Raw genomic sequence first — 13,006 nt, 5'->3', positions numbered from 1 at the left:
CTCAGGGGGTGACGGCGAACTCCCGCAGAATCGCGGCGGCCAGCTCCTGGTCCCCGTCCACCTTGATCCGGTCCGCCACCGCGCCGGGCCGGACCCGCCCGCAGGCCAGCCGGTAGTACGTCTCCCAGTCCAGCGCCAGGGTGACGATGGGTCCGAGCGAGGGGGAGCCGTCGATGGAACCGCGCCCGTCGGCGTTCACCCGTACCGTCCGCAGAAACTCCAGCGGCCCGTGCACGTCCACCACGACCGCCGAGTTCGGCGGCGCGCCCGCGTCCTTGGCGACCACCTTCGGCAGCGCTTCGAGCAGTACGTCCCGGGTGATCTGAGCACCGGGGGAGTCCAGATTCCCCGGCCGGTTCAGCGCCCACCGCAGATCCTGCTCGTGCACCCAGGTGTCGAACGCCCGCATCCGCATGGCCACTTCCAGCGTCTGCTCGGCCCCCAGCGGCGCCCGCACCCGGGTCTCGGGCGACCGGGTCTCATTGCGCAGCTGCCGCGCCCGGCGGATCATCGTGTACTCCAGCTCGGAGGTCATCTCCGGAGCGGTGTGATGACGCCGGACATCCACCTGCATCTCCATGTACCGGGCGAAGTCGCTCTTCACATGGTAGAGATCGCGGGGCAGCGTGTGGATGGGCCGCGGATCCCCCAGCATCTCCGTCTCCATGCCGATGACATGAGAGACGATGTCCCGAACGGACCAGGAGGGGCAGGGCGTCGCCCGGTTCCACTCCCCCTCGACGAGCGGCTGCACCAGTTCCGCTATCGACTCGACGGCGTGGGTCCAGGCATCGGCGTAGTTCTGAAGGCTGGGATGGACGGTCACGGGACCCCTCGGCGGTTCTGCGGGACGCGGGCTGGCGGCGACTGACGGGTGAACGGCCGGCGGATGGCGGGCAGCCGGCCGGCAGTACGTGTGAGACGCGGGGCGGACGGGGTTGTCGGGGGCGGCGGTTCGGGTTCGGCAGTGTGGCGGGCGGGAGGTTCGGCAGTTAAGTTACGCTGCCGGGCGGCGCCCCGGCAGTGCTTTCGTATGACGATCGTAGGCGGGTGCCACTCGTCGCGGCGCAGGGGCGTCGGCCGACCATGCGGCCCAACTGGTCCAGACCACCACAGACGCGTACGAAACCCTCCCGGCGCCCTCCTCCCCTGCGGCGCCCCGCCCCGGCACCCCGGACGCCACGCCGCCACACCCCTCTCCCCTGCCCCGCCGGAGCGCGCGCCACACGGGGGTGCCGGGTGGTTCACCCGGGGATGGCACCCTGGACGGCATGAACGCCGCTTCCCCCGCGCCCCGCCGCCGTGTCCGTGTCCGTGCCCCCGAGCTGGTCGGGAAGGGCGGGTGGCTGAACACCGGTGACCGCGCGTACACGCTTCAGGATTTGCGCGGAAAAGTCGTGATTCTTGATTTCTGGACCTTCTGCTGTGTGAACTGCCTGCATGTCCTGGACGAGCTGCGGGAGCTGGAGGAGAAGCACCGCGACACCCTTGTGATCATCGGTGTCCACTCGCCGAAGTTCGTCCACGAGGCCGACCACCGCGCGGTGGCGGACGCGGTGGAGCGGTATCAGGTCCATCACCCCGTGCTCGACGATCCCGAGCTCGCCACCTGGAAGCAGTACGCGGTACGGGCCTGGCCGACGCTGGTGGTCATCGACCCCGAGGGGTATGTCGTCGCCCAGCACGCGGGCGAGGGACACGCCCACGCCATCGCCTCCCTCGTCGCCGAGCTGACGGCGGAGCACGAGGCCAAGGGGACCCTGCGGCGCGGGGACGGGCCCTATGTGCCGCCGGAGCCGGTCGCGACGGCGCTCCGTTTCCCGGGGAAGGCCCTGGTGCTGCCGTCCGGGAACTTCCTGGTCTCCGACTCCACCCGGAACCGGCTGGTGGAGCTGGAGCCGGACGGCGAGACGGTCGTGCGGGAGGTCGGCGGCCCCGGCGTCTTCAACGAGCCGCAGGGACTGGCGCTGCTGCCGGACGGGCGGGTCGCCGTCGCCGACACCGTCCATCACTCCGTCAAGTCGTACGACCCCGGCACGGGCGCCGTCGGGACGCTGGCCGGGACCGGGAGGCAGTGGTGGCAGGGGTCCGCCGCGGAGGGGCCCGCGCGGGAGGTCGATCTCTCCTCGCCGTGGGACCTCGCCTGGTGGGACGGGAAGCTCTGGATCGCCATGGCCGGGGTGCACCAGCTGTGGACCTGGGACCCGGAGACGGACACCGTCCGCGCGGCGGCCGGGACCACCAATGAGGGGCTGGTCGACGGCCCGGCGGCCGAGGCGTGGTTCGCGCAGCCGTCCGGGCTCGCGGCGGCCGGGGAGCGGCTGTGGATCGCCGACTCGGAGACCTCGTCGGTGCGCTGGATCGACCTGGACGGCGTGGTGCACACGGCGGTCGGCACCGGGCTCTTCGACTTCGGGCACCGGGACGGGGACGCGGCGCAGGCGCTGCTCCAGCATCCGCTCGGGGTCACCGCGCTGCCCGACGGCTCGGTCGCGATCAGCGACACGTACAACCACGCCCTGCGCCGCTACGACCCGGCGACCGGGCAGGTCACCACTCTCGCCACCGATCTGCGGGAGCCCTCCGGCGCGGTGCTCGACGGCTCGGAGATCGTCGTGGTGGAGTCCGCCCGGCACCGGCTGACCCGGCTGCGGCTGCCGGACGAGGCGGTACGGGTGGAGGCCGTCGCCCATCGCACCCGGCGCGCCGCCACCGACATCGCCCCGGGCACGCTCCGGCTCGATGTGGTCTTCAGCGCGCCGGCCGGGCAGAAGCTGGACGACCGGTACGGTCCCTCCACCCGGCTGCTGGTCTCCGCGACGCCGCCGGAGCTGCTGACCGGCGGTGCCGGCGCGGGGACGGATCTCTTCCGTGAGCTGGAGATCGATCCGGCGGCCGGGGAGGGCGTCCTGCATGTGTCGGCGATGGCGGCGTCCTGCGACGACGATCCGCTCAATGAGTACCCGGCCTGCCATGTGCACCAGCAGGACTGGGGTGTGCCGGTCCGGGTGACCGAGGGCGGCGCGGCCCGGCTGCCGCTGGTCCTGGCCGGCATGGACGAGCCGGAGGCGTGATCCGAGGGCCGGCGCCCCGCTTCCGGGGCGCCGGCGGACTCACTCGCCGAGAAACGCCGTCAGCACATTGGCCAGCAGATACGGGTCGTCGGCTCCGCACAGCTCGCGCACGCTGTGCATCGACAGGCATGCCACCCCGATGTCCACGGTCTGGATCCCGTGCCGCGCGGCGGTGATCGGGCCGATGGTGGTGCCGCAGGGCATGGAGTTGCTGGAGACGAACGACTGCCACGGCGTGCCGGCCCGCTCGCAGGCCGCCGCGAACACGGCCCGGCCGCTGCCGTCGGTGGCGTACCGCTGATTCACATTGACCTTGAGGATGGGGCCGCCGTTGGGGCGCGGGTGATGCGTCGGGTCGTGCCGCTCCGCGTAGTTGGGGTGTACCGCGTGGCCCACGTCGGAGGAGAGGCAGACGGTCGCGGCGAAGGCGCGCGCCCGGTCCTCGTAGGCGCCGCCGCGGGCGAACACCGAGCGCTCCAGCACCGCGCCGAGCAGCGGACCGTCCGCGCCGGTGTCGGCCTGGGAGCCGTTCTCCTCGTGGTCGAAGGCGGCGAGCACGGGGATGTACGAGAGCTCCGCCGAGGTCGCGGCGGCGGTGAGCGCCGCGGTGGCGGCATGCACGGAGAGCAGATTGTCCAGCCGGGGCGCGGCCAGCAGCTCCCGGTCGCGGCCGAGGTAGGCGGGCGGCTCGACGGAGTGGGTCATCAGATCCCAGCCGGCGACCTCGCCCTCCGGAATGCCGGTCTCCTCCTCCAGGAACTGGATCAGATCGCCCTCGTGCACCGGTCCGAGGCCCCAGATCGGCTGCATATGGCGCTGTTTATCCAGCTTGAGACCTTCGGATGACACCGTCCGGTCGAGATGGATCGCGAGCTGCGGAACGCGCAGCAGCGGCCGGTCGATGGTGACCAGCCGCTGGGATCCGTCGCGGAGGGTGAGCCGGCCCGAGATGCCCAGGTCGCGGTCGAGCCAGCTGTTGAGCAGCGGTCCGCCGTAGATCTCGACGGCGATCTGCCGCCAGCCCTGGGAACCGGCGTCCGGCTGCGGCTTGACCCGGAGATTGGGCGAGTCGGTGTGGGCGCCGACGATCCGGAAGGGGGTGTGCGGCTCGGCCCCCTCGGGGACGTACCAGGCGATCAGGGCTCCGCCCCGGATCACGTACTTGCCCCCGGTGGTCCCGTCCCAGACGTCGGTCTCGCGCACCTGCCGGAAACCGGCCTTCTCCAGCCGCTCGGCGGCGACGGCCACCGCGTGGTACGGCGACGGCGCGGCGGCCAGGAAGGTCATCAGGTCGTCGGTGTGTCCGCGGTCGAACCGGACGGGTGCGCTGGTGCTCATGGAGCCACCTTAACGAGGGGCATCCACCGGATGGGTGGTGATGCCCGGCACCTTTGCCCCAACGTGTCCGCGCGGTGGCCCTCGGTGGCCGGGGGCGACCGCGGCCGGTCGCCACAGGTGATCGCCGGCCGTCGGATCGATGCCGATGCCGTACGGGACGCCGATGTCGAGGCGGTCGCGGTGAATGCCCGCGGGGAGACGGCTGTGGGTGACCGGGTCGCACGCGCGGGTGTGCACCACGGACCGCTTCCGCGCTGCGTCCCTCTCGACGAGCCGGAAGCGGGCGATGCCCGCGGCGGCGCACTCGCGCGGCTCGGTGTCGCGCTCCTCGGAGTCGGGTGAGACCACTCCGACGGCCGGCAGGACATCGGCGGCCCGGCGGCGGGTCCGGGTCCGGTCCTCGTCGCCCGGCTGCCACGAGCCCCCGGTCAGCCGTCCACCCGGGCCGTCACCGGCTCCCCGCTCTGGGCCTGGCGGGAGCGTTCGGCGAACATCGCGGCGAGCTCGCCCAGGCGGCGCCCGTCCGGGCGTTCGGCGTCCAGGCCGCCGGTCTCGATCACCAGCAGAGTGGTGCCGACCCGGATCTGGACGTGCGCGGCGGGTGTGCCGAGGCCGCGGTGGGTGCCGTGCCGGGCCTCGCGCTGTTCGCCGATGGCGCCGGGGAGTCCGGCGGCGGTCACCGGCGGCCGGAGGGTGTCGCCGCGCTTGCGCAGATGGGGCCAGGCGGCCCGGGCCTCCATGGCGTTCGGGTAGGCGAAGAGGGTGAAGGAGATGGTGCCCTCGCCCTCCTTCACGAAGAGGGAGGTGCCGGAGAAGAGCGCCTTCCGGCAGGAGAGGTCCGCGGTCGCGGCGCAGGTCCTGGTGCCGGGCACGATCGGGTCGGCGATGTTGACGACGGCGGGTGAACCCGCGTTCTGCCAGCCCCCGACGGCGTCGCCGGCCGGCATCAGCTCCTTGATCCCGGTCTCGTCCAGCACGGCCGCGCGGACGGGTCCGGTGGCCAGGGCGGCCCGGTCGGTGCCGGTGCCGGCGGGGCTCTTCCCCGCGGCCGGCCGGGCCGCGGGGTCGGCCGCCGGTGTGGTGACGCATCCGGTGAGCAGCAGCAGAGCCGTGGTCGCGGTGGCCGCTCCGGCCGCCGCGTATCGCCGGCGGCGCGGGTGAGATCCGTATCGGGTGGCCGGTGCCGATGCCGTCACTGTTCCTCTTCCCCCGGGTGCCCCGCGTGGTCCGTGTCCCTCAAACGCCCCATGTCCCCCATGGCTTGTGCCGCTGATCATACGGACGGCCCGTCCGCCCCTCGCGGTTGCGGGGGGCGGACGGGCCGTCCGTGCGTGCTGTGCGCGGTAGTCGGGGAGGTTCTAGAAGGCGGCCTCGTCGAGGTCCATCAGCGAGCCGTCCACGTTCTCCGCGAGGGTGCGCTCGACCGAGACGCCCGGGAGCACGTTCGCCGCGAAGAACTTCGCCGCCGCGATCTTCCCCCGGTAGAAGGGCACGTCCTTCGCGGAGGCCGTCTCCAGCTTCTCCGCGGCCACCGCGGCGCCGCGCAGCAGCAGATAGCCGACGACGACATCGCCGGAGGCCATCAGCAGCCGGGTGGTGTTGAGCCCGACCTTGTAGATGCTCCGGACGTCCTCGCCGGTGGCGATGAGGTCGTTGGTCATCGCGCCGACGATCGCCTCCAGGTCCACGGCCGCCTTGGCGAGCGAGTCCCGGGCCGGGGCCAGGTCCTCGCCGCCGGTGCCCACCGCGAGGAACTTCTTGATCTCCTCGGAGAGGGTGTTCAGCGCCTGGCCCTGGTCGCGGACGATCTTCCGGAAGAAGTAGTCCTGGCCCTGGATGGCGGTGGTGCCCTCGTACAGGGTGTCGATCTTGGCGTCCCGGATGTACTGCTCGACCGGGTACTCCTGGAGGTAGCCGGAGCCGCCGAAGGTCTGGAGGGACTGGGCGAGCTGCTCGTAGGACTTCTCGGAGCCGTAGCCCTTGACGATCGGCAGCAGCAGGTCGTTGAGGGCGACCAGGGCCGAGGTGTCCTCGCCGGCCGCCGCGCGCGCCGCGATCTCGTCCTGGACGGACGCGGTGTGCAGGACCAGGGCGCGCATGCCCTCGGCGTACGCCTTCTGCGTCATCAGCGAGCGGCGGACGTCCGGGTGGTGGGTGATGGTCACCTTGGGCGCGGACTTGTCCATGAAGTTGACCAGATCCTGGCCCTGGACGCGCTCCTTGGCGTACTCCAGGGCGTTGAGATAGCCCGTGGAGAGGGTGGCGATGGCCTTGGTGCCGACCATCATCCGGGCGAACTCGATGATCATGAACATCTGGCGGATGCCGTCGTGCTTGTCGCCGATCAGCCAGCCCTTGGCCGGGTGCCGGTCGCCGAAGGTGACCTCGCAGGTGTTGGACGCCTTGAGGCCCATCTTGTGCTCGACATTGGTGGCGTACACGCCATTGCGCTCGCCGAGCTCGCCGGTCTCCCAGTCGAAGGTGAACTTCGGTACGAGGAAGAGCGAGAGGCCCTTGGTGCCGGGTCCGGCGCCCTCGGGGCGGGCCAGTACGTAATGGAGGATGTTCTCGGAGAGGTCGTGCTCGCCCGAGGTGATGAAGCGCTTCACGCCCTCGATGTGCCAGGAGCCGTCCTCCTGCCGCACGGCCTTGGTGCGGCCGGCGCCGACGTCCGAGCCGGCGTCCGGCTCGGTGAGGACCATGGTGGAGCCCCACTGCTTCTCGACGGCGATGCCGGCGATCTTCTTCTGGGCGTCATTGCCCTCCTCGTAGAGGAGGCCGGCGAAGGAGGGGCCGGAGGAGTACATCCAGACCGCCGGGTTGGCGCCCAGCAGCATCTCGGCGTACGCCCAGATCAGGGAGCGCGGTGCGGTGGTGCCGCCGATCTCCTCGGGCAGGCCGAGGCGCCAGTACTCGGAGTCCATGTACGCCTGGTAGCTCTTGCGGAAGGACTCCGGCACGGGGGCGGTGCCGGTCTCCGGGTCGAAGACCGGGGGGTTGCGGTCGCCGTCCGCGAAGGACTCGGCGATCTCGTTCTCCGAGAGCCGGGCGATCTCGGAGAGGATCGACTTGGCGGTGTCGACGTCCATCTCCGCGAACGGACCGGATCCGTACAGCTTGTCGCGCCCGAGGACCTCGAAGAGGTTGAACTCGATGTCGCGGAGATTCGACTTGTAGTGCCCCATGGCGACCGCTCCGTAAAGATCGGGAGTGTTCTCAACCGCATACCGGCAAGTAGCTACGATGATGCTACCCACGAGTAATAAGTTGCAACCCCTCTTGGGCGAAGTGTGACTGGTTACTCTTGCGGTCATGTACGGCTATGACCAGAGTCAGGGCGCTCACCAGCAGTACGCTCCCCAGCAGCCCTACGGGGCCCAGCAGCCGCAGGGGCAGCCGCTGTATCCGGAGCCGTCACCGCCGTCCCTCGCCGACGCGGTGCGCGCCTTCACCACCGGCACCCTCTCCGCCGAGGACTTCCAGCAGATCTTCGCCACCTCGAAGGTCTACTGCCCGCGCGGCGACAATCCGGGCTTCCTGGCGCTGCACAACACCCAGCAGCCGGTCATCCCGATGTTCACCTCGCTCAAGGAGCTGCGCCGGTACGCGGGCAAGGAGTCCAAGTACTTCGTGATCACCGGGGCGGAGGTGATCGATCTGCTGCCGACCGGGTACGGCTTCGTCCTCGACATGGAGGGGGAGCACCGGATGGTCTTCGACGCCAAGGCCGTGGAGCAGATGGTCGACTTCGCCATGCGGCGGATGTACGGCTGAGGCCGCCCGGCCCGCCTCGCGGCGGGCGGTGCGGGGTGGTGCGGGTGCGCGCGGGTTCCGGAGGACGGGGCCCGCGCTTTTCCGTGTCCGGCGGGCCCGCCCCGCCTCCCCGGGGAATACCTCCGCGCCCCGGCCCGTTCTGGGTAGCGGAAAGTTCAGTATTCAACTAAACTGGACGCACAAGGAGGTACTCCCATGCCCGCCGTGACTGTCGAGAACCCGCTCACCCTGCCGCGCGTCGCCGCCCCCGCGGAGGCCGCGTCCCGTCCCGTGCTCGCTGTGACCACCGCGCCCAGTGGCTTCGAGGGCGAGGGCTTCCCGGTGCGCCGCGCGTTCGCCGGGATCAACTACAAGTATCTCGACCCGTTCATCATGATGGACCAGATGGGCGAGGTGGAGTACGCGCCGGGCGAGCCCAAGGGCACCCCCTGGCACCCCCACCGGGGCTTCGAGACGGTCACGTACCTGATCGACGGAACCTTCGTCCACCGGGACAGCAACGGCGGTGGCGGGACGATCCGCAACGGCGACACCCAGTGGATGACGGCCGGCTCCGGTCTGCTCCACATCGAGGCGCCGCCGGAGCAGCTGGTCATGTCCGGCGGGCTCTTCCACGGCCTCCAGCTGTGGGTGAACCTCCCCGCCGCCGACAAGATGATGGACCCCCGCTACCAGGACATCCGCGGTGGCCAGGTGCAGCTGCTGACCTCCCCCGACGGCGGCGCGCTGCTCCGGGTGATCGCCGGTGAGCTGGACGGGCACGAGGGTCCCGGCATCACCCACACCCCGATCACGATGATCCACGCCACCCTCCGCCCGGGTGCGGAGATCACCCTGCCGTGGCGCGAGGAGTACAACGGCCTCGCCTACGTCCTCGCCGGACGCGGCTCGGCCGGCGCCGAGCGGAGGCCCCTGCACATGGGCCAGACCGCGGTCTTCGGCGACGGCGGCTCGCTCACCGTGCGGGCGGACGAGACCCAGGACGGGCACACCCCGGACCTGGAGGTCGTCCTCCTCGGCGGGCGTCCCATCCGGGAGCCGATGGCGCACTACGGACCGTTTGTGATGAACACTCAGGCCGAACTGCGCCAGGCGTTCGACGACTTCCAGGCCGGACGTCTGGGCACCGTGCCGGCGGTCCACGGCATGTGAGGCACTTCCCCGGGAGGGCCCGGCGGCCGGTCACCGGCCGCCGGGCCCTTTTCCGTCCACCCGCCGGCCTCCGTCCGCCCGCGGGCTGATGCGGTGTCACCCGCCCGGCGGCGGTGGGCGGGACGGGGGCGCCGGAGTGTGTTCCGGTGGAGGGATGCAGAGTCTGCTTCCCGAGCCCGTGCGGCGTCTCGGCGCCTGGTGTGTCGTCCTGCTGCTGGTCGCGGCCGTGGCGGCGGTGGTGATCTGGCTGATCGGGACCCTGCGGACCGCCGTCACCCCGGCTCTGCTGGCCATCCTCGGCACCGCGCTGCTCGGCCCGCTGTACCGCCGGCTCATCCGGATGGGCATGCACCCCTCTCTCGCGGCCGGGCTGACCTGCGCCGCCGTGGTCGTGATCGTCGGCGGGGCGACCTACATCATCGTCGCGGCGCTGATCGACACCGGCGACCAGATCACCGCCTCGCTGCGGCAGGCCGCGAAGGGCCTCACCGAGCACTTCGGCGCGGCCGGGACCTCGCTCACCGACCTCGCCGACAACGCCAGGGAGCTGCTCACCAAATTCGGCGGCACCGCCGCCTCCGGGGTGATCAGCGGGCTGAGCGTGGTGGGGCAGGCCATCGCCACCGCCGTCCTCGCACTGCTGCTGATCTTCTTCTTCCTCCGGGACTCCGGCCGGGCGGGCGCACTGGCCCGCACCATCGCGCCCCGCAACGGTGAGCTGGTCGAGGCGATGGGGCGGCGGGCCTTCGAGGCCGTCGAGGGCTTCATGCGCGGCACCACGATCATCGCCTTCATCGACGCCGTCTGCATCACCGCCGGGCTGCTGATCCTGCGGGTGCCCGGCGCGGTCGGACTGGGCGCGCTGGTCTTCGTCGGCGCCTACATCCCCTATCTCGGCGCGTTTCTCTCCGGGACGGTCGCCGTGCTGGTCGCGTTCGCCGACCGGGGGTGGGTGATCGCGCTCTGGGTGCTCGGGGTGGTGCTCGCCGTCCAGGTGCTGGAGGGACATCTGCTCCAGCCGATGATCCAGAGCCGTACGGTGCAGATGCACCCCGCCGTGGTGATGCTGACGATCACCGCGGGGGCGGGGGTCGCCGGGATTCTGGGGATGCTGCTGGCGGTGCCGATCACCGCCGCGGCCTTCGGGGTGATCGGCGAACTGCGGACGCGGTACGGGTCGGGCGGCGATCCGGGCAAGGACCCGCCGGCGCCCGCCTCCTCCGCCGCACCGGCCGGCGGGTGAGACGGAGCCGTACCGGCGGGTGAGACGGAGCCCGCCGGCCGGTGACGGAGCCGTACCGGCGGCGGCCCGGGGCCGTGCGCGCGGGGCCGTGCGTCCCGGGGCCGTACACGACTGCCCCGTACGCGACTACGCCGGACCGCCCTCGCCGCCCGGCCCGTGCTCCGGCTCACCGTGCTTCCCGGCCTCCGATTCGTACAGCTCGAACCAGATCGACTTGCCCTCGCCGCGCGGATCGACCCCCCAGGCGTCCGCCAGCATCTCCATCAGCATCAGCCCGCGCCCCGACGAGGCCATCTCGCCCGGCCGGCGCTTGTGCGGCAGATCGTCGCTGCCGTCCGCGACCTCCACCCGCAGCCGCCGGGGCCCGCCGTCGTCGCCGCAGGTCACCTCGGCCACCAGCAGGGCGTTGCCGTCCGTGTGGACCAGCACATTGGTCACCATCTCGGAGACCATCAGCACCGCGGAGTCGACCTGCTCCGGATCGGCCCAGTCGTGCAGCAGCTCCCGCACCTGGTGGCGGGTGGTCGCGATCCGCTCCGGCTCCGCCTGGGCGACCGTCATCGCCGTACGGCGCGGGGCGGTGCGCGGCGGGGCGCCGTCCCGGGCGAGGAGCAGTACCGCGACATCGTCCTCGCGCCGGTCCGCCAGCGGGCCGGTGGTGTAGTGCGAGACCGGGCCGTGCACCGCCTGGACCAGCGAATCCGCCAGCTCCTCCAGCGAGGCGTGATCGCCGTGGGCCTCCATGACCTCGCGCAGCCGGGCCCACCCGGTGTCCAGATCGTGGCCGCCGGTCTCCAGCAGCCCGTCCGTGCAGACCATCATCGTCTCGCCCGGCTCCAGCGTCAGCCGGGTGGTCGGATAGTCCGAGTCCGGGTCGATGCCGAGCGGCAGCCCGCCCTCGGTGGGCCGCATCATCACCGTGCCGTCGGCCATCCGCACCGCCGGGTCGGGATGCCCGGCCCGGGCGATCTCCAGTACCCCCGTCGCCGGGTCGGCCTCCAGATAGAGGCAGGTGGCGAAGCGCGGCCCGGTGTGGTCGCTCTGACCCGGGGCGTCGGTGATGCCGTGCAGAAAGCGGGAGGCCCGGGAGAGCACCGCGTCGGGGCGGTGGCCCTCGGACGCGTACGCCCGCAGGGCGATCCGCAGCTGGCCCATCAGCCCGGCGGCCCGTACGTCGTGGCCCTGGACATCGCCGATGACCAGGGCGATCCGCCCGGACGGCAGCGGGATCATGTCGTACCAGTCGCCGCCGACCTGGAGTCCGCCGCCGGTCGGCACATAGCGCGCGGCCACCGACATGCCCGGGATCGCCGGCCCCAGCACCGGCATCATCGACCGCTGGAGGCCCAGCGAGAGCTCCCGCTCGGTCTCGGCGACCCCGGCCCGGGTGAGCGCCTGGGCCAGCATCCGGGCGACGGTGGTCAGCACCGAGCGCTCGTCGGGGGTGAAGGCGACCGGGTGGCGGAAGGCGGCCATCCAGGCACCCATCGTCCGCCCGGAGACGATCAGCGGGAGATACGCCCACGACTGCCGTCCCAGCCGCTGGGCCAGCGGCCAGCTCGTGGGATAACGCCGGTTGTACTCCTCCGGGCTCGGCAGATAGACCGCCCGCCCGGCGCGCACCACCTCGGCCGCCGGGTGGTCGGTGTCCAGCCGCATGTCGCTGAACGGGTCCTCGCCGGCCCCCTGGTGCCCGTGGTGGCCGATGATCGTTAGCCGCTCGCCCGCCGCGCCGAAGACCGCCAGGCCGTCCGGGGAGAAGCCGGGCATGGAGAGCGAGGCGGCCACCCGCAGCACCTCGGCGGTGGACCGGGCCTCGGCCAGCGCCCGTCCCGCGTCCAGCAGGAACGCCTCGCGGGAGCGGCGCCAGTCGCCGGTGATGGGGGTGCGGGCGGCGGTGCCCTCGGTCTGCTCGGCGACCTCCTGGAGCATGCCGGTCAGCAGATAGGAGCCGTTGTGGAGGAGGGGTTTGGAACGGCTCCGCACGGTGCGGAGCACCCGGCCCTCGTCGTCGACGACCCGGAGCCGGCCCTCGGCGAGTGTTCCCTCGGCGATCGCCAGGGAGACCACGCCATTGATCTCGTTCCAGTCCACGGGGTGGAAACGGGCGCGGACCAGGGTTTCGGGATAGACATGGGTGGGGGAGTCGCCGTCCCCCGCCGGCAGCTCCAGCATGCGGGCGGCCTCGGAGTCGAGGGTGACCGACCCGTTTGCGTTGTCCCACCGCCACAGGCCGGTCGCGATCGCGGCCAGGACGTCCTCGGTGCGCATTGCCTCACTTTATTCCGATCCGCGGCGTCTCCACCCCCCGGGTCCGTCACCGGGGGACATTGAGTGGCGTGTATATGCCAATGAGCTCGATGGGATGCGGGCGGTAACCTGGACGGGCCCGACCCATTCCCGAAATCACCAAGACTGGATGAAC

General features: G+C 71.9%; 10 protein-coding genes. 4 read left to right on the top strand and 6 right to left on the bottom strand.

Features of this window, described 5'->3' with window-relative positions:
* Nucleotide 1 precedes the first annotated feature (1 nt).
* On the bottom strand, nt 2-826 hold the full coding sequence (locus AAFN69_RS02320) for a maleylpyruvate isomerase family mycothiol-dependent enzyme (RefSeq protein WP_347726505.1): 825 nt from the start codon (nt 824-826) through the stop codon (nt 2-4).
* Nucleotides 827-1,271: 445 nt separating this feature from the next.
* On the opposite strand from AAFN69_RS02320, the gene AAFN69_RS02315 reads away from it, so the two are divergent.
* Nucleotides 1,272-3,074: an NHL domain-containing thioredoxin family protein gene (locus tag AAFN69_RS02315; protein WP_347726504.1), complete on the top strand. Its 1,803-nt coding sequence runs from the start codon at nt 1,272-1,274 to the stop codon at nt 3,072-3,074.
* A 39-nt stretch (nt 3,075-3,113) separates the two neighbouring features.
* Here the strand turns inward: AAFN69_RS02315 and AAFN69_RS02310 are convergent, their stop codons facing one another.
* The 4 genes from AAFN69_RS02310 to AAFN69_RS02295 all read right to left on the bottom strand — a co-directional run bounded on the left by AAFN69_RS02310 (nt 3,114) and on the right by AAFN69_RS02295 (nt 7,597).
* Nucleotides 3,114-4,412, bottom strand: coding sequence for a M18 family aminopeptidase (locus AAFN69_RS02310; RefSeq protein WP_347726503.1), 1,299 nt, complete (start codon nt 4,410-4,412; stop codon nt 3,114-3,116).
* Nucleotides 4,413-4,421: 9 nt separating this feature from the next.
* Entirely contained in the window at nt 4,422-4,760 is a 339-nt protein-coding gene (locus AAFN69_RS02305) for a hypothetical protein (RefSeq protein ID WP_347726502.1), read from the bottom strand.
* 80 nt (nt 4,761-4,840) lie between these two features.
* Nucleotides 4,841-5,608, bottom strand: a complete 768-nt coding sequence (locus AAFN69_RS02300) for a hypothetical protein (RefSeq protein WP_347726501.1) — start codon at nt 5,606-5,608, stop codon at nt 4,841-4,843.
* A 162-nt stretch (nt 5,609-5,770) separates the two neighbouring features.
* Entirely contained in the window at nt 5,771-7,597 is a 1,827-nt protein-coding gene (locus AAFN69_RS02295; RefSeq protein ID WP_347726500.1) for an acyl-CoA dehydrogenase, read from the bottom strand.
* Between the two features lie 127 nt (nt 7,598-7,724).
* Here AAFN69_RS02295 and AAFN69_RS02290 point away from each other — a divergent pair, with 127 nt between their 5' ends.
* From AAFN69_RS02290 to AAFN69_RS02280, 3 genes are all read left to right on the top strand, one after another.
* Nucleotides 7,725-8,186, top strand: a complete 462-nt coding sequence (locus AAFN69_RS02290; protein WP_347726499.1) for an SseB family protein — start codon at nt 7,725-7,727, stop codon at nt 8,184-8,186.
* A 195-nt stretch (nt 8,187-8,381) separates the two neighbouring features.
* Nucleotides 8,382-9,338 carry a pirin family protein gene (locus AAFN69_RS02285; RefSeq protein WP_347726498.1) on the top strand — a complete coding sequence of 319 codons (957 nt, stop codon included), beginning with the start codon at nt 8,382-8,384 and terminating at the stop codon, nt 9,336-9,338.
* A 154-nt stretch (nt 9,339-9,492) separates the two neighbouring features.
* Nucleotides 9,493-10,581 carry an AI-2E family transporter gene (locus AAFN69_RS02280; RefSeq protein WP_347726497.1) on the top strand — a complete coding sequence of 363 codons (1,089 nt, stop codon included), beginning with the start codon at nt 9,493-9,495 and terminating at the stop codon, nt 10,579-10,581.
* Between the two features lie 126 nt (nt 10,582-10,707).
* Here AAFN69_RS02280 and AAFN69_RS02275 read toward each other — a convergent pair whose 3' ends face one another.
* A complete protein-coding gene (locus AAFN69_RS02275; RefSeq protein WP_347726496.1) occupies nt 10,708-12,852 on the bottom strand; it encodes a SpoIIE family protein phosphatase in 2,145 nt (714 codons plus the stop codon).
* Between the last annotated feature and the right edge of the window lie 154 nt (nt 12,853-13,006).

This window comes from Streptomyces sp. CAU 1734, assembly GCF_039888735.1.
In the GTDB taxonomy this organism is placed as follows: Bacteria; Actinomycetota; Actinomycetes; order Streptomycetales; family Streptomycetaceae; genus Streptomyces.
This window is presented reverse-complemented; position numbering and strand designations above follow the sequence as displayed.